Genomic DNA, 20,189 nt, shown 5'->3' on the forward strand with positions numbered 1-20,189 from the left:
GCCGACAGGGCCGGGGCAGCGCCACGGCGCCACGACGATTCACCCATGCCCGGCAGGGCCGCTGGGAACTCCGGTACAAACGCGGGCTCCCTCCTAGCCTGGCGAAGAAGAAGCTGACGCCGCCCGCAACCCATGACCCTCCCCGCATCCGACATTGGCGCCCTGCTGGCGCAGCACCCCATGGCCTGGTGGTGGGCGGGCACGCTCGCCTTCGCGCTGCTGGGGCTGGGCGGCCTGGCGGGCCTGCGCGGCCTGCGCCGCGCGGCCCCGCCGCTGCGCCGGCTCCTGCCGGCACGGGCGCGCTGGGTGATGATTGCGGCGATGGGCGCGTCGGCCTGCACCCTGGTGCTGGCGGGCGCCGCGATGGCGGAGCTGGCCGACAGCGGGCGCGCCGCCGATGGCCGCTGGGGCGTGCTGGACGACGCCCTTGCCGACGGCCTGCGCGCGCAGGCGGACACCGCCGTGCTGCGCTGGTTCGCCGCGCTCACCCACCTGGGGGACTCGTGGGTGCTGGCCGGGCTGACGCTGGTGGTGGCCCTGGCGCTGTGGCTGCGCCGGCACCGGCTGCTGGCCACGGGCTGGTTCGTCGCCATGGCGGGAAACGGCGCCCTGACCAAAGTCCTCAAGGAGGTGTTCGAGCGTGTCCGGCCCGAGCACGTGCACGGCGTGGCCCAGGCCCAGGGCTACAGCTTTCCCAGCGGCCACAGCAGCGCGTCGATGGTGGCGTACGCGATGCTGGCCTACCTGGCCACGCGGCTGCTGCCCCGCCCCTGGCACGCACCCGCGGCGCTCCTGGCCGGTGCGTTCATCTTCACCACCGGCTGGAGCCGCGTGGTGCTGCATGTGCACTACGCCAGCGATGTGCTCGCGGGCTGGCTGCTGGGCGGCACCTGGATGGTGTGCACGGTGCTGATCATGGAGAGTGTGTCGCGCTGGCGCGGCCCCGCCCCCGGCGCTGCGGCGCAACGGCCATGAGCCATCAGATCGCGACGAGGTTGCGGATGCCCTTGGCCTCCATCTCGCTGCCAGGGCCGCGCGCGATGACCTCACCACGCTCCATCACCAGGTAGTCGTCGGCCAGCTCCTGCGCGAAGTCGTAGTACTGCTCGCACAGCAGGATGGCCATCTCGCCCTTGTCGGCCAGCATGCGGATCACGCGGCCGATGTCCTTGATGATGCTGGGCTGGATGCCCTCGGTGGGCTCGTCCAGGATCAAGAGGCGCGGCCCCGGCGCCAGCGCCCGGGCGATGGCCAGCTGCTGCTGCTGCCCGCCCGAAAGGTCGCCGCCCCGGCGGCCGAGCATCTGCTTGAGCACGGGGAACAGCTCGTACAGGTGTGGCGGCACGGGGGTGGCGCCGCTCTTGTAGGCCAGGCCCATGCGCAGGTTTTCTTCCACCGTGAGGCGGCCGAAAATCTCGCGCCCCTGGGGGACAAAGCCGATGCCTGCGCGGGCACGGTCGTACGGCGTGGCCTTGTCGATGGGCTTGCCGTCGAACGTGATGCCCCCGCTCCTGATGGGAACCAGGCCCATGAGGCTTTTGAGCAGCGTGGTCTTGCCGACGCCGTTGCGGCCGAGCAGCACGGTGACCTTGCCGGCCTGCGCCGTGAGGCTCACATCACGCAGGATGTGGGAGCCGCCGTAGTACTGGTTGATGTTCTGGACGGTGAGCATGGTACTTGGAGTGTTTTGGGCCTCTGGCGCTTGTTCATCAAGCGCCAGCAGCTATGAATTTGGAAGCATTCGGTGCGCCTGTGCCGAGTCCGGATTCCGAGAGTCGCCCCGGCCCCAGCCTTCGCAACAGCCCACCGCCCGCCAGGAAAAGAGAACAGGCAACCTCCATCACCGCCCCAGATAGACCTCGATCACCCGCTCATCCGCCTGCACCTGGTCCAGCGTGCCCTGCGCCAGCACCGCCCCGTCGCACAACACGGTCACGATCTCCGAAATGGTGCGGATGAACCCCATGTCATGCTCCACCACCATCAGCGAGTGCTTGCCCTTGAGCGTGAGGAACAGCTCTGCCGTGCGCGCCGTCTCCTCGTCCGTCATGCCCGCCACGGGCTCGTCGAGCAACAGCAGCTTGGGGTCCTGCATCAGCAGCATCCCGATCTCCAGCCACTGCTTTTGCCCATGGCTCAGGTTCCCTGCCATGCGCGCCACGCTGTCGGCCAGGTGGATGGTGTGCAGGATCTCCGCCAGCCGGTCCGACTGCGCGGAATCCAGCCGGAAGAACATGCTCGACGTCACGCCCTTGTGCGTCTTCAAGGCCAGCTCCAGGTTCTCGAACACGCTGAGCTGCTCGAACACCGTGGGCTTCTGGAATTTGCGGCCTATCCCCAGGCTCGCGATCTCCGGCTCGTTGTGGCGCAAGAGGTCGATGGTCGAGCCGAAGTACACCGTGCCGCTGTCGGGCCGCGTCTTGCCGGTGATGATGTCCATCATCGTCGTCTTGCCCGCACCGTTGGGCCCGATGATGCAGCGCAGCTCGCCGGGCGCGATATCGAGGCTCAGGTTGTTGATGGCCTTGAACCCGTCGAAGCTCACGTTCACGTCTTCGAGGTACAGGATGCGGCCGTGGGTGATGTCCACCTCGCCGGGCGTGGCGATGCGCGAGAAGCCTGCAGCCCGGCCACCGGATTCGGTCTGGCCCAGGGCGGCGGGCGCCAGCCTGGCCTCTAGGCGCCTTGCGCCTTCGTCCATCAGATCGGGGGTCATGGCGCGGCTCCTTCGGTCTTCTTGTTTTTCTTCAGCTTCTTCACCAGGCCCACCACGCCATCGGGCAGGAACAGCGTCACGGCGATGAACAGCGCACCGAGGAAATACAGCCAGAACTCCGGCGCCGTCACGGTGAGCCAGCTCTTGGCACCGTTGACGATGAAGGCGCCCACGATGGGTCCGATCAGCGTGGCACGGCCGCCCACCGCGGCCCACACCGCGATCTCGATGGAGTTGGCGGCGCTCATCTCGCCGGGGTTGATGATGCCGACCTGGGGCACGTACAGCGCGCCCGCCACGCCGCACATCATGGCGCTGATGGTCCAGATGGTGAGCTTGTAGGGCAGCGGCGAGTAGCCCGAGAACATGACGCGCGTCTCCGCATCGCGCACCGCCTGCAGCACCCTGCCGAACTTGCTGCGCACCAGCCAGCGCGCCAGCAGGAAGAACACCAAGAGCGTGACGCCCGTCATCACGAACAGCAGCATGCGCATGTTCTGCGTGGCGATGGGCTGGCCCAGGATGCGCTTGAAATCCGTGAAGCCGTTGTTGCCGCCAAAGCCCGTCTCGTTGCGGAAGAACAGCAGCATGGCCGCATACGTCATGGCCTGCGTGATGATCGAGAAATACACGCCCTTAATGCGCGAGCGGAACGCGAAGTAGCCGAACACGAAGGCCACGATGCCGGGCACGACCACCACCAGGATGAGCGTGGCGACGAAGCTGTCGGACAGCATCCAGTGCCAGGGCAACTCCTTCCAGTCGAGGAAGACCATGAAGTCGGGCAGGTCGCTCTGGTAGTTGCCGTCGCGGCCAATCTGGCGCATGAGGTACATGCCCATCACATAGCCGCCGAGCGCGAAGAACAGGCCATGGCCCAGGCTCAGGATGCCGGTGTAGCCCCAGATCAGGTCCATGGCCAGCGCGCAGATGGCGTAGCACATGATCTTGCCGAGCAGCGCCACGGCGTAGTCGGACAGGTGCAGCGCACTGCCGGCCGGCACCCACAGGTTGAGCACGGGTGCCACGGCGCACACCACGATGAGCGCCACGATGAAGGCCGACCAGCCGCTGCGTGTGAGCAGCGGAGCGGGTGCGGGGAGTTGGATAGCAGGGGTATTCATAACAGTCTCAATCCGCCGTACGGCCCTTCACCGCGAAGATGCCCTGCGGCCGCTTCTGGATGAAGATGATGATGAACACCAGCACGGCGATCTTGGCGAGCACGGCGCCCGTCCAGCCTTCCAGGAACTTGTTGAGCACGCCCAGGCCCAGCGCGGCATACACGGTGCCGGCCAGCTGGCCCACGCCGCCGAGCACCACGACCATGAACGAGTCGACGATGTAGCCCTGGCCCAGGTCGGGGCCCACATTGCCCACCTGGCTGAGGGCACAGCCCGCCAGCCCGGCGATGCCCGATCCCAACGCGAAGGCGTACGTGTCCACGCGGGCGGTGTTCACGCCCATGCACGAGGCGATAGGGCGGTTCTGCGTGACACCGCGCACGAACAAACCCAGGCGCGTCTTGCTGATGAGAAAGGCCACGCCGCCCAGCACCGCCAGCGCAAAGGCGACGATGATCACGCGGTTCCAGGGCAGTTGCAGGTTCTCCATGAGCTGCACGCCGCCGCTCATCCACGAGGGGTTTTCCACACCCACGTTCTGCGCGCCGAACACGGTGCGCACCAGCTGCTGCAGCATCAGGCTGATGCCCCAGGTGGCCAGCAAGGTCTCGAGCGGCCGGCCGTACAGAAAGCGGATCACGCTGCGCTCCAGCACCGCGCCCATCAGGGCCGACGCCATGAAGGCAGCGGGCACGGCGGCGACCAGGTACCAGTCGAAGGCACCAGGGAAATACTTCTGGAAGATGCCCTGCATCACATACGTGGCGTAGGCGCCGATCATCATCAACTCGCCATGGGCCATGTTGATCACGCCCATCAGGCCGTAGGTGATGGCCAGGCCCAGCGCCACCAGCAGCAGGATGGAGCCCAGGCTGATGCCCGTGAACATGGCCGCCAGTCGCTCGCCCCATTGCAGGCTGTCTTCCACCGTCTTGAGTGCCGCCTGCAGGGCGGCCTTGACCTTGGGGTCTTCTTCGCTGCGCAGCTGCTCGAGCAGCACGGTGCGGGTGGCGGGGTTGCCGCTGGCGGCCAGGTGTTGCGCGGCTTCCAGGCGCTTGGCGGCATCGCTGCTGCCCAGGAGCATGCGCGCGCGAATGTTGGTGAGCAGCGCTTTGAGGCCGGCGTCCTGCTCGGCGGCCAGGGCCTTTTCGATCAGCGGCAGGCGGGCCTCGTCGGTCTCTTCGCGCAGCGCCTCGATGGCCTTGCGGCGCTGGGCCACATCCGTGGACATGAGCTGCAGCGAGGCCAGCGCGGTGTCGAACTCGCCGCGCATGCGATTGTTGTTGACGATGTCTTCGGCGTCGTCAGGCACCGGCACCTCGGCGCCGGTCACGGGGTCCAGCCCCTTGTCGCCCTTGATCACGATGGCCTTGTCGCCCGCGATCTTCACGGCGTCGTCACCCATCGCGCGGATAAACGCCAAAGTGGCCTCGTCGGGCGTGGCGATGGCTTTCTGCAGCGCGGCGATCCGGTCGTCGGTATCACCCGCCGCCATGGCCCGCGCCGCCTCGGCCGTGAGCGCGTGCGCCTGCACCGTTGTGCACAACAGCAGGCAGGCGATCAAGCGAGAAAAGAATGAAGAAAGCATGGAAGGGCCAGTGGCGTCGAACAAGATGGGCCTGTGCAGCGCGCAGGGCCCAGACCAGGGCTGCCGCGCAAGGGCCGCCCCGCCGCGCTGGCGGCGTCCCCCTCCCACGCGCAGCGTGAGAGAGGGGGAAGCGGCGTAGCCGCTCAGGGGGAGATCACAGCTTCGACTTGCCGTCCGGCTCGTCCTTCTTCTTGTCGTTGCCTTCGATGTACGGGCTCCATGGCTTGGCCTTCACGGGGCCCGGCGTCTTCCACACCACGTTGAACTGGCCGTCGGCCTTGATCTCGCCGATGAACACGCTCTTGTGCAGGTGGTGGTTCTTCTCGTCCATCTTGCTGACGATGCCCGACGGTGCCTTGAAGGTCTGGCCGGCCATGGCGGCGATCACCTTGTCCACCTCCGTGCTCTTGGCCTTCTCGACAGCCTGCTTCCACATGTTGATGCCGATGTAGGTGGCTTCCATCGGGTCGTTGGTGAGCGGCTTGTCCTTGTGGCCGGCAATGCCCTTGGCCTTGGCGTAGTCGCTCCACTTCTTGATGAACTCGGTGTTGGCCGGGCTCTTGATGGACTGGAAGTAGTTCCAGGCGGCCAGGTGGCCCACCAGCGGCTTGGTGTCCACGCCGCGCAGTTCTTCCTCGCCCACGCTGAATGCGACGACCGGCACGTCCTTGGCCTTCAGGCCCGCGTTGCCCAGTTCCTTGTAGAAGGGCACGTTGGAGTCGCCGTTGATGGTGGACACCACGGCCGTCTTGCCGCCCTGGCTGAACTTCTTGATGTCGGCCACGATGGTCTGGTAGTCCGAATGGCCAAACGGGGTGTACTTCTCGTCGATGTCCGAATCCTTCACGCCCTTGGACTTGAGGTAGGCGCGCAGGATCTTGTTGGTGGTGCGGGGGTACACATAGTCGGTGCCCAGCAGCACCCAGCGCTTGGCGCTGCCGCCGTCCTTGCTCATCAGGTAGTCGACCGCTGGGATGGCTTGCTGGTTGGGCGCGGCGCCGGTGTAGAACACGTTCTTGGAGAGTTCCTCACCCTCGTACTGCACGGGGTAGAACAGCAGGCCGTTCATTTCCTCGACCACGGGCAGCACGGACTTGCGGCTCACGCTGGTCCAGCAGCCGAAGATCACCGAGACCTTGTCCTGGCCGAGCAGCTGCTTGGTCTTTTCGGCGAACAGGGGCCAGTTGGAGGCCGGGTCCACCACCACGGGTTCGAGCTTCTTGCCCAGCACGCCGCCCTTGGCGTTGATCTCGTCGATGGCCATCAGCACGGTGTCTTTCAACACAGTCTCGGAAATGGCCATGGTGCCCGACAGGCTGTGCAGGATGCCGACCTTGATGGTGTCCTGTGCGTGGGCTGGCAGCGCAGACAGGCCAGCGAGCGCAGCGACGGCCGCAAGGGCCTTGAGGGAATAACGACGTTGCATGTGTGCTTCTCCGGTGGTGGTTTCAATCAGTGAATCAATCAAACCGCTTCGCCCGGCGGGCTCCGTGGTGGAGCCGTGGCGGATCGGGCGATGGAATGGATTCTGGAGAGCGAGGCCGGCTTGGGAAATACGCCGGGTGGCGTACACGGTGGCCCGGCCGCAGGGCGCCAGGGTCTGCTCACCCAGCTCGTGTCGGGTAGGCGAAACGCTATGCATTTAATAGCTTTTAGCGCTTGATGGATAAGCGCTGGAGGCCAAAAACACTCAAAATGCCAAGTCCCCGAAGGGCGGGGGAATCTCGGTCGCAGGTTTACGATATTTGAACCATCACCCCATGCGCCGGGCTCGCATGCCCCCATCCAGCCAACCTACGCCACGAAGGAAACAACCCCATGGTGAAACGACGCACAGTGCTCCTCGGTGGCGCCGCGACAGCGGGCGCGCTGGTCATTGGCTGGGGCGTGATGCCGCCGCGCCAGCGCCTGCACCCGGCCGACCCGGTGCCCAGCGCCAGCGGGCAGGCGGCGCTGAACGGCTGGCTCAAGGTGGGCGCCGACAACACCGTGACGGTGATGATGGCCAAATCCGAAATGGGCCAGGGTGCGCACACGGGCCTGGCCGCCATCCTGGCGGAAGAGCTGGATGCCGACTGGGCGCAGGTGCGGCTGGAGATGGCGCCCATCGACGACATCTACAACAACCTGGCCACCGTGGTGGACGGCCTGCCCTTCCACCCCGACAACGACGGCTCGATGAAGGCCGCGGCGGGCTGGCTCACGGCCAAGACCATGCGCGAGGTGGGCGTGATGATGACGGGCGGATCGAGCAGCATCAAGGACCTATGGCTGCCCATGCGCGAGGCCGGCGCCCACGCGCGCGCCCTGCTGATCCGCGCCGCCGCCGCGCAATGGAACGTGCAGGCGGCGGAGTGCACGGCCAACGCGGGCGTGGTGGAACATGTGGCCGGCCAGCGCGCCACGTTTGGCGAACTGGCCGCCCTGGCCGCGCAGCAGCCCATGCGGGGCAAGGTCACGCTGAAGGAACCCGCGCAGTTCAAGCTCATCGGCAAGCCGCTCACGCGCATCGAGGCGCCTTCCAAGCTGGATGGCTCGGCCGTGTACGGCATCGACGCCCACCCGCCCGGCCTGCTGCATGCCAGCGTGGTGATGTGCCCCACGCGCGGCGGCAAGGTAGCGCGCTTTGATGCAGCCGCCGCCCGGAAGCTGCCGGGCGTGAAACACGTGCTGGCCGTGGCGCCCCTGCACGGCGGCACCGGCGCCGTGGCCGTGATCGCGGACACGCCCTGGCACGCCAGGAAGGCCGCCGCCGCTGTCACCGTGGAATGGGACCACGGCCCCGCCGCCACGCTGTCGAGCGACGCCGTGATGGCGCGCATGGCGCAGGCGCTGGACCAGGCCAAGGGCTTTGGCTACCACAGCACGGGCGACGTGGATGCGGCCCTGCAGGGCGCGGCCAGCACCATCACCGCGGACTACCGCGCGCCCTACCTGGCCCACGCGGCGCTGGAGCCCATCAACTGCACGGTGCAATTCAAGGACGGGGCCGCCACCGTGTGGACATCCACCCAGGTGCCGGGCCTGGCCCGCAGGGCAGCCGCCAAGGCGCTGGGCATCGACGAAGAGAAAGTGACCGTGCACCAGCTGCTGCTGGGGGGCGGCTTTGGGCGGCGGCTGGAGGTGGACTACGTGGGCCAGGCCGCCGCCATCGCCCAGGCCGCCGGGGGCGCGCCGGTGCAGACGCTGTGGACCCGCGAGCAGGACACGCAGCACGACTTCTACCGCCCCGCCTGCATGGCCCGCTTCAAGGCAGGGTTTGATGCGCAGGGACACCTGGTGGCGTGGCACAACATCTCCGTGGGCCAGGCCATCGTGCCGCAGGTGCTGGTGCGCACCTTTGGCCTGGCGGGCGCGGGCCCCGACAAGACCACGTCCGAAGGTGCCTTCGACCAGCCCTACGAATGGCCCCATGCGCGCATCGCGCATGAGGTGGTCGACATGCCCCTGCCCGTGGGCTTCTGGCGCTCGGTGGGGCATTCGCACCAGGCGTTCTTCAAGGAGAGTTTTGTGGACGAGGCCGCCGCAGCGGCCAGGCAGGACCCGGTGGCCTTCCGCGCCGCGCTGCTGCAAAAACACCCGCGCCACCTGACAGTGCTGCAAAAGGCGGCCGAACTGGCGGACTGGGGCAAACCAATGGCACCGGGCGCGGCAGGTGAGAAACGTGCGCGCGGTGTGGCGCTGCACCAGTCGTTCGGCTCCATCGTGGCGCAGGTTGCGGAGGTGTCGGTGGGCGCCGACAAGGCCATCCGCGTGCACCGCGTGGTGTGCGTGATCGACTGCGGCGCGGCCATCAATCCCAACCTGATCGCGCAGCAGATGGAAAGCGCCGTGGTGTTCGGCCTCACGGCGGCGCTGCACGGCGAGGTCACGGTCAAGGACGGGCAGGTGCAGCAGGGCAACTTCCATGACTACCCGCTGCTGCGCATGGCCGACTGCCCGCGCGTGGAGACCCACATCATCGACAGCGCCGAGCCGCCCGAAGGCGTGGGCGAACCCGGCGTGCCGCCGATCGCGCCCGCTGTGGCGAATGCGCTGTTTGCCCTGACCGGGCAGCGCCTGCGCGCCCTGCCCCTGAAACTGGCCTGACCGGCTTGAAGGAACCCTCCATGCCCACCACCCTGCGCATCAACGGCAAAGCCATCTCCGTCCACGCCGAACCCGACACACCCCTGCTGTGGGTGCTGCGCGGCGAGCTGCATCTGAACGGCACCAAGTTCGGCTGCGGCATGGCGCTGTGCGGCGCCTGCACCGTGCACCTGAACGGCGAGCCCGTGCGCGCCTGCATCACGCCCCTGTCGGCCGTGGGCGATGCCGACATCACCACCATCGAAGGCCTGCACGGCCCCGAGGCCACCGCCCTGCGCACCGCGTGGACGGTGCTGGATGTGGCGCAGTGCGGCTACTGCCAGAGCGGGCAACTCATGTCGGCCTGCGCGCTCCTGAAGAAGACGCCACGGCCCAGCGATGCGAACATCGACGCGGCGATGTCGGGCAACGCGTGCCGCTGCGGCACCTACCAGCGGATTCGCGCGGCGATCCACCAGGCGGCGGCCACGGAAAAGGCGTGACGCCCGCCCCGTGCCCCGGGGGATGGCGGCAAGCTCCGGGGGCCAGACGCCAGGCGGGCGCCAGGATGCCACCCCTCTGGAATGGCCTCCGCGCACGCCTGTCAAGCGTGGAGTGCTATTGATTGCATAGCATCCAGGCCTTCCGTCACCACGGGAAACCAGACCCAGTTAGAGTATCGACCTCGCGCAGGCCCCCGGCCTGCCCGGCCCCTTCTTCAGCCCTGCTCCACCCATGTCCAACCTCGTCGTCCACGGCGGCACCCCGCTCCGGGGCCGCATCACGCCTTCCGCCAACAAGAACGCGGTGCTCCCCGTGCTGTGCGCCACGCTGCTCACCAACGAGCCGCTCAAGCTCCTGGGCGTGCCCGACATCACCGATGTGCGCAAGATCCTGGAGATCTTCCGCACCCTGGGCAGCGATGTCCGCATGGACCACGCCACCGGCACGCTCGACCTGCACCACCACGCCACGGTGTTCGATGCCGCGCAGCACCGGCTGCCCGAGGAGATGCGCTCGTCCATCATGCTGGTGCCCCCGCTGCTCGCGCGCTTTGGCGTGGCGCGGCTGGAGGACAACGTCAAGGGCTGCACGCTGGGCGTGCGCGAGATCGACCCGCACGTGGAGGTGTTCCGCCGCTTCGGGGGCGCCGTCGAGCGGGCCGAGGGCTCGCTGCTGATCCGCAGCGCGGGCCGGCTGCAGGCCAACCACCACTGGCTGGACTACGCATCGGTGACCACCACCGAGAACTTCGTGCTGTGCGCCGCCACGGCGGAGGGCACCTCGGTGCTGACCAACGCGGCGTCGGAGCCGCACGTGCAGGAGTTCTGCCGCTTCATGGCCATGATCGGCGTGCGCATCGAGGGCATGGGCACCTCGCGCATCACCGTGCACGGCGGCACGGCCCTGCGCGGCGGGGAGTTCCGTTTCGACGAGGATTTCCACGAGATCACGACCTTCCTCGCCCTGGGCGCGATCACCGGCGGGGACGTGGTGGTGAAGAACAGCGCGCCCGGGAACTTTCCGCTCATCGACCGCACGTTTGCCAAGTTCGGCGTCACGATCACCCACAAGGACGGATGGTCGCGCGCGCATTGCGACGGCCCGCTCAAGGTGCAAACGCCATTCACCAGCAATGTGCTGACCAAAGTAGAGGCTGCGCCCTGGCCGTACTTTCCGGTGGACCTGCTGCCCATCTTCATTGCCCTGGGCGTGCGCGCCGAGGGCAACGCGCTGTTCTGGAACAAGGTGTACGACGGGGCCCTGGGCTGGGCGGGCGAGCTGTCGAAGTTCGGCGCGCACGTGTTCCAGTCCGACCCGCACCGCCTGGTCACCTTCGGGGGCAACCCCCTGAGCCCGGCCGTGGTCGAGAGCCCCTACATCATCCGCGTGGCGATCGCGCTGTTCATGGTGGCGGCGAGCACGCCCGGGCGCTCCGAGATCCGCAACGCCACGCCCATCCGCCGCGCCCACCCGCGCTTCGTGGAGAACCTGCGCAGCCTGGGCGTGCAGGTGGAGTGGACCAGCGAGGAGTGAGCGGCGGCCCGCGGGCCTCAGGCTGCGACCACTCCGCCCGGTGCCTCGCCCGGGTTGGGCAGCACATGCACCCGGGCGTGCGCGGGGTGCGCATCCGCGCAGTGCACGGTGTTGCGCCCCGACTCCTTGGCGCGGTACAGCGCCTTGTCGGCGCGGTTGACCAGCTCCTCGAAATCCAGCCCCGAGCCCTGGTGCAGCGTGGCCACGCCAATGCTCACGGTGACCGAGATGCTGGCGCCTTCGTCGTTCACGGGCACGCTCATCGCCGACACGTCGTGGCGCAGCGATTCGGCCATGCGCTGGGCGCTGGCCCCATCGGTCTCGGGCAGCACGATGACGAATTCCTCGCCCCCGAAACGCGCCACGATGTCCACGCCACTGCGCTTGCGTGACGCACAGGCCTGGGCCACGGCGCAGATCACGCGGTCGCCCGCCAGGTGCCCCCACACGTCGTTGACGGGCTTGAACAGGTCGATGTCCACCACCAGCAGCGACAGCGGGTGGCCAAACCGTTGGGTCCGCTGGCATTCGTTGGCGCCCAGTTCCATCAGCGTGCGGCGGTTGGACAGCCCCGTGAGCGCATCGTTGGCCGCCAGCAGCTCCAGCGCGGCATTGAGCTGCTGCAGCAGGCGGTTCTGCTCCACGAGCTGGCGGTTGATCTGGGCGATCTCGTCTTCCTTGCGCTTGCGGTCGTCGATGTTGAAGGTGACCCCGATGAGCCGCTTGCCCGGCGTGTCGCTGTGGCCGTCCATGATGCGGCCATAGTTCGCGTACCAGACCCAGTCGCCGCCCTTGGCGCGCAGGCGGAATTCGCAGCGGTACTGCGGCGTGACGCCGCAGAGGTGGTCGGCCACGGCCTGCCGGACACTGTCCACGTCCTCCGGATGGAACAGGCCGTAGATGTCCTGCACGCCCGAGACGATCTCCTCCTCGGTGAAGCCCAGTTCGAGGAAGGTCTTGGTCGCCTTGCGGGTGACATTGCCGGTCACCAGGTCGTTCTCCCACAGGTCCAGCCCGGCGGCCTCCAGCGCCAGCTCCAGCCGCTCCCGGTTCAGATCTGCTTCACCCATGGCGGCTTGCCTTCATCGCGCTGTCCGTGTCCTGGCCGGTTGCTGGCTGGTGGGCTGGTTGACTGTCTGTCTGCGCATGGTCAGGCCGGGGGCATGGCGCCCGCGTAGCCGATGTTGCGCAGCAGCGACGCAAACGAGGCCACCACGCCCGGCGTGCCGTACAGCTGCGGCGCTGTCTGCACCGCGATCACGCTCACCATCCGGCCCGTGCTCTGGCCGGTGGCGGCATCGAAGTACAGCGCCAGATCGTCGCTGGCATTGGAGAACCCGCGCCCGGTGCTTTCGGAGTAGTAGCAGATCGAGTCCGGGGCAATGATGTCGGGCACCGCGCTCGACGACGAGTACATGATGAGGTTCTCGTTGAGGTTGTAGAGGTAGTGCGTCTGCGTGCTCTGGCGCGGATCCTGCGTGTTGTCCAGGCGGATGATGCCCGAATCCAGCGATGCGCTGGACGTGGACTGCGAGACCGAGGTGATGAAGAAGTTGGTCGCCACGGCGGCGGCGGGCCGGCCCGTGATGAGGGCGATGGCATCGGCCACCGCGCCCGTGGCCTGCGGCGTGCCGCTGTCCCGCAGGAACTGCCCCAGCGCGCGCGCCTGCTCCAGCGTGCCCGCGATGTAGCTGCCCGACAGCGCAAAGCCGTTGCCCGCGTTGGACGGCCACATCGCGATCCCGGAATACCCGCCAAAGCCGCCCACCACGCCGCCGGCCAGCGTTTCCACCCGCGCGGCGGTGCTCGCGCCCAGCACGGCGGATTCGATGTCGGCGGGGCTGGCCGCATCGCTGGCCAGCGCCGCGGGGCACGGAGCCAGCGGCGGATTGCCGGTGAACGTGGTCTGCGGCAGCTCGGGCACCGCGCGCCCGGCGCCGTCGCCGTTGACCACCCAGACCGCCCCCCCGCCCATGGCCGCGCCGATCAGCGGCACCAGCGAGTTGATGGGCCCGATCTCCACCGGGATGTAGGCCCCCGGCGACGCCCCGGTGGCGTCCGCCAGCACCTGCACCGTGTTGCGGATGGAGTTCTGGATGGCGGCCAGCGTCAGGCTGTCGGCCGCGTCGGGCGAGCCCATGATGGCCAGCACGCAGGCGTTGGTCGCCCCGTCATAATCCTGCACCTGGACGGTGCCCGTGAAGCCCTGGCGGGCCAGCTCCTCCAGGATGGAGCACGCGTCGTGGTAACTGCCACCGCCGCCGCTGGCCAGCACCGCCGCGCCGTCCGCCACCGACTGGAACTCGTTCAGCCCGTAGGAATAAACACCCATCTCTCGCCCCTCTCATGGATGGCTGGCACGATACGCCAGCCCGGTCGGTTGTCAACCCGCGCCATCCCGCGCGGAACAAAGGCCAAAGCGTGGTAGGCAGCGGGCCGCGCCGCGGCCCATGGCGCGGAAAGCACTCTGGTTTCGCGCGGCGGCTTCGCCTATGCTCTGCCCAGCGCACCGCGCCAGAAATTCGACTGTCCGCCATCCACACACACCATGAGCCACCCTGAAAAAAACTCCGTCTACGGCACCGAAGACCTGCTGATCAGCCTGTGCAACTCCGTCACCCGGGTGCTGAACGTGGCCACCCACAGCCAGATCCACTACTCCGGCATGGTGCAGCGCATCAGCAAGACCTGCCTGAAGCCGGACATCGGCTGCTTCGTGCTGTTCGATGGCGGCTTCTCGGGCCTGGTGATCATCAACTTCTCGGCCACGGCGGCCATGGAGCTGTACGCCAACTACCTGCTGAACATGGGCATGTCCAAGGACGACCTGGTCACCTCCTACACCTCGGACGAGGTCAGCAACGTGATGGGCGAGCTCATGAACCAGGTGGTGGGCGACTTCACCGGCAAGGTGCGGCGCGAACTGCAGACCCACATCACCCAGAACCAGCCCAAGATGCTGGTGCTGAACAAGCAGGTGATGCTGAGCGTGGACGCCAACCTGGACAAGCCCGAGGCGCGGCGCGTGACCTTCTACACCAGCAACAACAACATCTTCTACCTGGAGCTGGCGATCGACCGCACCGAATTCATCAAGCTCTACGACTTCGAGGCGCAGGAGGCCCCGGACCCGGATGCGCTGATGGCCCAGTCGCAGGCCGCGCCCCCCGTGCCCGCGCCTCCCCCCGCCGGGCAGGACGACACGGACGCGCTGCTCAAGTCGCTGGGGATGTAGCGCGGCCCCTGCGGCCGCCCCGTGGTCCGCAGGCCATTCGCTATCAAAAAAGTAGCTACCAGCACTTGCCGATCGGGCGCCACGGCCATTTTTCATACCGCCACCATGGGGCATGGCGGCCCTGGCCGTTGTCAGCGAGGAGGTCCGCTGTCCTACAGCTGCATGCCGGGCCTGCTGACGAACGCGGGCCGCGCGCCGGATAGATTGGGCTCAGATGCGGGGCCAGCCTGGCTGCCCCGCCCGCCAACCCATCGAAGGAGCCCGCCATGCCCCAAGCCCAGTGGAGCGCCAAGCGCGAACGCCAGTACGAACACATCAAGACCAGCCTGAAACAGCGCGGCAAGAGCACGGACACGGCCGAAGAGATTGCCGCGCGCACCGTGAACAAGGAACGCGCCCAGCACGGCGAAAGCAAGACCGCCAACCCCAAGACCTTGCGCGACACCCCGGCCCCGGTGCGCGGCGGCCAGCGGTCCCACCAGGGCGCGCAGGGCCGAACGCGCGACCAGCTGTACGAAGAGGCCCGGCGCAAGGGGATCGAGGGCCGCTCCAGGATGAACAAGCAGGAGCTGGAACGCGCGGTGGGCCGCTGAGCGGCACCCGGCCGGCCTTGCGCACCGCAGGCCCAGGCCTCAACAAAGCTATTAAATTGATAGCTTTCTGCGCTTATTCCACAAGCGCCAGGAGCCCAAGATACTGAAGAATCAGCCCTCGAACTGCGGGTGCAGCTGCCGGATGCGGTTCATCGCCATGGCGGCCGCCGCCGTGCGCGTTTCCACCCCCAGCTTGGCGAACACGCGTTCGAGGTGCTTCTTCACCGTGGCGGGGCTGGCGCCCAGGATGTCGCCGATGTCGCGGTTGATCTTGCCCTTGACCACCCAGTACAGCACCTCTGCCTCGCGCGCGGTGAGCTTGAAGGACAGGCTCATGGATTCGATGATCTTGGCGTCCGACACCTCGCGCATGACGATCAGCCAGTCGCCCCCGCCTTCGCTGTCGCCCGCCTGCTGGTGCAGGCGGAAGGTCAGGCGGCGCGCGCCCTGCTCGATGGCCAGGCGCGGCGGCTCGGCCAGCGCATGGGCCAGCAGCTCCGCCGCGTTTTCGGCGAGCACATGGCGGCGCAGCCAGGCCTGCACGATCCCGGGCGCCCAGGGGCTGGCTTCGCCAAAGTAGCCCTGCAGCAGTTCGCGAGCGAGCGGGGTCTGCCACACGATGCGGCCGTCCACCGCGCGCACCGTGATGCTGGCATAGCCGAAGGCATCGAGCGCATTGCGCGCCTCGCGGGCCTGGCTCGCGTCCTGGCGCGCCCTGCGCGCCGCGCCCAGGTGCACGCCCATGCGGGCCATCACCTCGCGCGGCTTGATGGGCTTGGTCACGTAGTCCACGCCACCCGCCTCCAGCGCGGCCACCAGGTGCTCGGTCTCGGTGAGGCCCGTCATGAAGATGATGGGGATGTGCGCGGTGGCGGGCGACGCCTTCAGGCGCCGCGCCACCTCGAAGCCGTCCATGCCGGGCATCATGGCGTCGAGCAGCACGATGTCGGGCAATGCCTGCGCGGCGCGCTGCAACGCGGCCTCGCCGTGCGTGGCCACGAGCACCGTGTAGCCCGATTCATCGAGCGCGTCGTGCAGCACGGCCAGGTTGTCGGGCACGTCGTCCACGATCAGGACCACGTCGCTGTCGCCGCGATCAAGGGCCGCGGCATGCACCGGCAGGGAGGGTGGGGTCGCGGTGGTCGTCACGGTGGCGCCTGCTCCAGGATGTGGCCCATGGCATCGAACTGGAACTGCCTGGCCAGCTGCCGCATGGTACCGACAAAAGCGCCGTGCGCGGGCTGGCCGCGTTCGATGTCGTCCAGGGTGTTGAGGATGCCCCGGTAGTAGCCCAGCGCGACCACCTGGGCCAAGGCCGCCAAGGCGGTGGCATCGGGGTACGTGAGGGGCGCATCCGCTGCCGCGGGCAAGGCGGGGGCGGGGGCGGCGTCGGCCTCGCCGTGCTGCCACTGCAGGCCCAGGCGGCGCTCCAGCCAGTCCAGCAGCTCGGTGTGGCGCACGGGCTTGACGATGAAGTCCTCGGGGCGGATGTCCACGTCGTTGTCCAGCGCCTTGTCGAACGCATTGGCCGACACAATGGCGCAGTGGACGTTCGCGAGGTGCATCTGCCGCACGCGCCGCAGGGTCTCCCACCCGTCGATGCCCGGCATGGCCAGGTCCATGAAGATCGCGTGCGGCCGGTAGCCCGTGGCCAGCAGGTCCAGCGCGTCGTGCCCGCTGGCGGCCTGGCGCAGCTCGAAGCCCAGGGGTTCGAGCAGTTGCACCAGCAGCTCGCGGTCGGGCTCTTCGTTGTCCACCACCAGGATGCGGCGGCGGTCCCCCGCGTAACCCCTGCGCGCACGCTGGGTGCGAGTGGCCAATGCGGCGGGCGCTGGCGCGGTCTTGCCCAGCGCGTCCCCATGCACCTCGGGCAGGAACAGCTTGACGTGGAACACCGAGCCTACGCCGGGGGTGCTGCTCACCGTCAGCTCGCCGCCCATGAGCGCGGTGAGCATCTTGGCAATGGTCAGGCCCAGGCCCGCGCCCGGCGCGGCCGCGGTGTTGCCACCGCCCGAGCCGCCCCGCGCAAAGGGCTCGAAGATGCGCTCGATCTCCTCGGCCGCGAGGCCCGGCCCCGTGTCCTGCACCTCGATGCGCGCCATCTCGCGCGCATAGCGCACGCGCAGCGTGACGGTGCCGTGCGCCGTGAACTTGACCGCGTTGCCCAGCAGGTTGATGAGGATCTGGCGCAGGCGCTTTTCGTCGGCACGAACCACCTCGGGAATCACGCCCAGCACATCGAACTGGAAGGCCAGGCCCTTGGCAGCGGCCTGCAGCTCGAACAGGCTGGCCATTTCGTGCAGGCCATCGGCAAAGCGCATGGGCGTGACATCCAGCGTGAGCTTGCCGGATTCGATGCGCGCGATGTCGAGCGTGCCCTCGATGAGCGAGAGCAGGTGTTCGCCCCCCCGCCGGATCACGTGCACCGCCTGCTTGCGGTGCGGGGGCACGCCCGCGTCCTCGCCCATGAGCTGCGCGTAGCCCAGGATGGAGTTGAGCGGCGTGCGGATCTCGTGGCTGATGGCGCTGATGTAGCGGCTCTTGGCCTGGTTGGCCTGGTCGGCCGCGCGCTGGGCGGCCTCGGCCACCTGGCGCGCCTGCTCGGCCACGCTGCGCGCGGTCTGCAGGGCCTCGTCGGTCTGGCGGTGCAGCTCGATCTCGCGCACCAAGAGGCCCGTCTGGCGGTTGGATTCCTCCTGCGCCACCTGGCGGCTCTTGTGCGCCAGCACCAGCCACCAGGCCACGATGCCCGAGATGACCAGCAGCGCCAGGTAGGCCTTGAGCAGGCCGGAGCGCAACGCGACCTCCGGGGCGGCCAGGACTTCCGTGTCGGTCATCGCATTGGCGATGGTGTTGAGCTCCTGGTGGTACAGCAGCCCCATGACGGAGGCCAGCAGCGGCGCGATCACCAGCATCAGCAGCAGGAAGTGGCCCAGGCCCGTGTCCAGGTAGCGCCACATGGCGCGCGGCAGCACCCAGCGCAGGGCGGCAGACCATTGCACCGCCATGCTGGCGTCGGGCTTGCACAGGTCGCCGCAGCGCGCGTCCAGCGTGCAGCACAGCGAGCAGATCGCGCCCCGGTAGGCGGGGCACTGGGCCATGTCGGGCGCTTCGTATTCGCGCTCGCAGATCACGCAGCGCTGCACGGTGTAGCGCACGTAGCTGCCCAGGGCCGCATCCATTCCGCCGCCGGCCTTGCGGCCCACCGGGCCGTGCAGGGGTACCGCCACCACGTCGGCCAGCGCAGCGGGCTCGGACTGGCGCGCGATGTAATAGCGCCCCCCGGTGGCCCAGGCAATGAGCGGTGCCGTGACAAACGCGACAGCCATCGCGATCACGGCCGAGAACGCCTGCGGCAGCGGGCCGAACAACCCCAGGTGCGCGCTGATGGACAGGATGGACGCGAGCGCCATCGAGCCCACGCCCACCGGGTTGATGTCGTACAGGTGCGCGCGCTTGAACTCGATGCCCCGGGGCGACAGCCCCAGCGGCTTGTTGATGACGAGATCGGCCACCACGGACATGATCCAGGCGATGGCGATGTTGGAGTACAGCCCCAGCACCTCGCCCATGGCGCGGAACACGTTCATCTCCATCAGCATGAAGGCGATCAGCGTGTTGAACACCACCCACACCACGCGCCCCGGGTGGCTGTGCGTGAGGCGCGAGAAGAAGTTGGACCACGCCAGCGAGCCCGCGTAGGCATTGGTCACATTGATCTTGAGCTGCGAGACCACCACGAACAACGCCGTGGCCGCCACCGCCCAGCCGTAGTGGGGGAACACATATTCGTACGCGGCCAGGTACATCTGGTTCGGGTCCACCGCCCGGTCGGCCGGCACCATGTGGGTGAGCGCCAGGTAGGCGAGCAGCGCACCGCCCAGCATCTTGAGCACCCCCAGCACCACCCAGCCCGGTCCGCCCACCAGCACGCCCAGCCACCAGCGCCCGCGCGTGGCGGGCGTGCTGGCGGGCATGAAGCGCAGGTAGTCGGCCTGCTCCCCCATCTGGGTGATGAGCGCAATGCCCACCGTGAGCGCCGCACCAAACAAGGGCAACTGGAACGTGGCACCGCGCATCGATTCACCACCGTAGTGCACGACCCCGGAAAATGCACCAGGATCGCGCACCAGCACATAGGCGAACGGCACCACCAGCATCACCAGCCACAGCGGCTGCGTCCACACCTGCAGGCGGCTGATGGCCGACACACCGTGGGTGACGAGCGGAATCACCACGATGGCGCAGATGAGGTAGCCCCAGGTGGGCGGGATGTCGAGCGCCAGCTCCAGCGCATAGGCCATCACGGCGGCTTCGAGCGCGAAGAAGATGAAGGTGAAGCTGGCGTAGATCAGCGAGGTGAGCGTGGAGCCGATGTAGCCAAAGCCCGCGCCGCGCGTGAGCAGGTCCATGTCCACCCCATAGCGCGCCGCATACACGCTGATGGGCAGCCCCGCCAGGAAGATGATGAGCCCCGTGGCCACGATGGCCCAGAAGGCGTTGATGAAGCCGTACTGCACCAGCAGCGTGGCGCCCACGGCCTCCAGGATCAGGAACGACGCCGCACCGAAAGCCGTGTTGGCCACGCGCCATTCGGACCACTTGCGAAAGCGCTGGGGCGTGTAGCGCAGCGCGTAGTCCTCCATGGTCTCGGTGGCCACCCAGCTGTTGTAGTCGCGCCGGACCTTGACGACCTGCTGCGGGGCCTGCTGGGGCTCGTGTGCAGCCATGCCGGGCTCTGTCGGCTGCAGCGGGGTGGCGTCAGCAGGGGCGATGGAGGCGGTGTGGGAAGGCATGGGCAATGGCGGCGGTCACCCCTTCAGGTGCA

At 68.1% G+C, this 20,189-nt stretch carries 15 protein-coding genes; 6 read left to right on the plus strand and 9 right to left on the minus strand.

The genetic code is table 11. The annotated features are described in order from the left end of the window. Positions 1–132: 132 nt before the first annotated feature. Positions 133–975, plus strand: coding sequence for a phosphatase PAP2 family protein (locus tag AC1RCS_RS07975; RefSeq protein ID WP_492244218.1), 843 nt, complete (start codon positions 133–135; stop codon positions 973–975). Positions 976–979: 4 nt separating this feature from the next. Here AC1RCS_RS07975 and urtE read toward each other — a convergent pair whose 3' ends face one another. The 5 genes from urtE to urtA all read right to left on the minus strand — a co-directional run bounded on the left by urtE (position 980) and on the right by urtA (position 6,854). Continuing rightward, entirely contained in the window at positions 980–1,672 is a 693-nt protein-coding gene (gene urtE, locus AC1RCS_RS07980) for an urea ABC transporter ATP-binding subunit UrtE (protein WP_218341485.1), read from the minus strand. Positions 1,673–1,840: 168 nt separating this feature from the next. Next, a complete protein-coding gene (gene urtD, locus AC1RCS_RS07985; protein WP_218293584.1) occupies positions 1,841–2,716 on the minus strand; it encodes an urea ABC transporter ATP-binding protein UrtD in 876 nt (291 codons plus the stop codon). Further along, the gene (gene urtC, locus AC1RCS_RS07990) at positions 2,713–3,840 is read right to left on the minus strand and encodes an urea ABC transporter permease subunit UrtC (protein ID WP_492244219.1); all 1,128 of its coding nucleotides are present in this window, start codon (positions 3,838–3,840) and stop codon (positions 2,713–2,715) included. Before urtC ends, urtD begins: the two co-directional genes overlap by 4 nt. Positions 3,841–3,847: 7 nt before the next feature. Beyond that, positions 3,848–5,428 (minus strand): urea ABC transporter permease subunit UrtB, encoded by a 1,581-nt coding sequence (gene urtB, locus AC1RCS_RS07995; RefSeq protein ID WP_492244220.1) that lies wholly within the window; start codon positions 5,426–5,428, stop codon positions 3,848–3,850. Positions 5,429–5,582: 154 nt separating this feature from the next. Next, entirely contained in the window at positions 5,583–6,854 is a 1,272-nt protein-coding gene (gene urtA, locus AC1RCS_RS08000) for an urea ABC transporter substrate-binding protein (protein ID WP_492244221.1), read from the minus strand. 392 nt (positions 6,855–7,246) lie between these two features. Here urtA and AC1RCS_RS08005 point away from each other — a divergent pair, with 392 nt between their 5' ends. From AC1RCS_RS08005 to AC1RCS_RS08015, 3 genes are all read left to right on the plus strand, one after another. Continuing rightward, positions 7,247–9,517, plus strand: coding sequence for a xanthine dehydrogenase family protein molybdopterin-binding subunit (locus AC1RCS_RS08005; RefSeq protein WP_492244222.1), 2,271 nt, complete (start codon positions 7,247–7,249; stop codon positions 9,515–9,517). Between the two features lie 20 nt (positions 9,518–9,537). Then, positions 9,538–9,999: a (2Fe-2S)-binding protein gene (locus AC1RCS_RS08010; protein ID WP_492244223.1), complete on the plus strand. Its 462-nt coding sequence runs from the start codon at positions 9,538–9,540 to the stop codon at positions 9,997–9,999. Positions 10,000–10,231: 232 nt separating this feature from the next. Continuing rightward, positions 10,232–11,533, plus strand: coding sequence for a UDP-N-acetylglucosamine 1-carboxyvinyltransferase (locus AC1RCS_RS08015; RefSeq protein WP_492244224.1), 1,302 nt, complete (start codon positions 10,232–10,234; stop codon positions 11,531–11,533). Between the two features lie 17 nt (positions 11,534–11,550). On the opposite strand, the gene AC1RCS_RS08020 is transcribed toward AC1RCS_RS08015, so the two are convergent. Next, on the minus strand, positions 11,551–12,603 hold the full coding sequence (locus tag AC1RCS_RS08020) for a GGDEF domain-containing protein (RefSeq protein ID WP_218293577.1): 1,053 nt from the start codon (positions 12,601–12,603) through the stop codon (positions 11,551–11,553). 80 nt (positions 12,604–12,683) lie between these two features. Then, a complete protein-coding gene (locus AC1RCS_RS08025) occupies positions 12,684–13,865 on the minus strand; it encodes an S-methyl thiohydantoin desulfurase domain-containing protein (protein WP_218293576.1) in 1,182 nt (393 codons plus the stop codon). Between the two features lie 216 nt (positions 13,866–14,081). Between AC1RCS_RS08025 and AC1RCS_RS08030 the strand changes: the two genes are divergently transcribed. Further along, positions 14,082–14,768: a DUF3334 family protein gene (locus AC1RCS_RS08030; RefSeq protein ID WP_218293575.1), complete on the plus strand. Its 687-nt coding sequence runs from the start codon at positions 14,082–14,084 to the stop codon at positions 14,766–14,768. Positions 14,769–15,034: 266 nt separating this feature from the next. Further along, a complete protein-coding gene (locus AC1RCS_RS08035) occupies positions 15,035–15,361 on the plus strand; it encodes a plasmid stabilization protein (RefSeq protein WP_218293574.1) in 327 nt (108 codons plus the stop codon). Between the two features lie 111 nt (positions 15,362–15,472). Here AC1RCS_RS08035 and AC1RCS_RS08040 read toward each other — a convergent pair whose 3' ends face one another. Beyond that, positions 15,473–16,510 (minus strand): response regulator, encoded by a 1,038-nt coding sequence (locus AC1RCS_RS08040; RefSeq protein WP_218341492.1) that lies wholly within the window; start codon positions 16,508–16,510, stop codon positions 15,473–15,475. Continuing rightward, positions 16,507–20,157, minus strand: a complete 3,651-nt coding sequence (locus AC1RCS_RS08045; protein ID WP_492244225.1) for a hybrid sensor histidine kinase/response regulator — start codon at positions 20,155–20,157, stop codon at positions 16,507–16,509. The genes AC1RCS_RS08040 and AC1RCS_RS08045 overlap by 4 nt, the downstream gene beginning before the upstream one ends. Positions 20,158–20,189: the final 32 nt, after the last annotated feature.

Source organism: Acidovorax sp. GW823-FHT01C06 (assembly GCF_058798375.1).

Coding starts and splice junctions, on each gene's coding strand:
- AC1RCS_RS07975 (WP_492244218.1), top strand. CDS start 133: ATGACCCTCCCCGCATCCGACATTGGCGCCCTGCTGGCGCAGCACCCC.
- urtE (WP_218341485.1), bottom strand. CDS start 1,672: ATGCTCACCGTCCAGAACATCAACCAGTACTACGGCGGCTCCCACATC.
- urtD (WP_218293584.1), bottom strand. CDS start 2,716: ATGACCCCCGATCTGATGGACGAAGGCGCAAGGCGCCTAGAGGCCAGG.
- urtC (WP_492244219.1), bottom strand. CDS start 3,840: ATGAATACCCCTGCTATCCAACTCCCCGCACCCGCTCCGCTGCTCACA.
- urtB (WP_492244220.1), bottom strand. CDS start 5,428: ATGCTTTCTTCATTCTTTTCTCGCTTGATCGCCTGCCTGCTGTTGTGC.
- urtA (WP_492244221.1), bottom strand. CDS start 6,854: ATGCAACGTCGTTATTCCCTCAAGGCCCTTGCGGCCGTCGCTGCGCTC.
- AC1RCS_RS08005 (WP_492244222.1), top strand. CDS start 7,247: ATGGTGAAACGACGCACAGTGCTCCTCGGTGGCGCCGCGACAGCGGGC.
- AC1RCS_RS08010 (WP_492244223.1), top strand. CDS start 9,538: ATGCCCACCACCCTGCGCATCAACGGCAAAGCCATCTCCGTCCACGCC.
- AC1RCS_RS08015 (WP_492244224.1), top strand. CDS start 10,232: ATGTCCAACCTCGTCGTCCACGGCGGCACCCCGCTCCGGGGCCGCATC.
- AC1RCS_RS08020 (WP_218293577.1), bottom strand. CDS start 12,603: ATGGGTGAAGCAGATCTGAACCGGGAGCGGCTGGAGCTGGCGCTGGAG.
- AC1RCS_RS08025 (WP_218293576.1), bottom strand. CDS start 13,865: ATGGGTGTTTATTCCTACGGGCTGAACGAGTTCCAGTCGGTGGCGGAC.
- AC1RCS_RS08030 (WP_218293575.1), top strand. CDS start 14,082: ATGAGCCACCCTGAAAAAAACTCCGTCTACGGCACCGAAGACCTGCTG.
- AC1RCS_RS08035 (WP_218293574.1), top strand. CDS start 15,035: ATGCCCCAAGCCCAGTGGAGCGCCAAGCGCGAACGCCAGTACGAACAC.
- AC1RCS_RS08045 (WP_492244225.1), bottom strand. CDS start 20,157: ATGCCTTCCCACACCGCCTCCATCGCCCCTGCTGACGCCACCCCGCTG.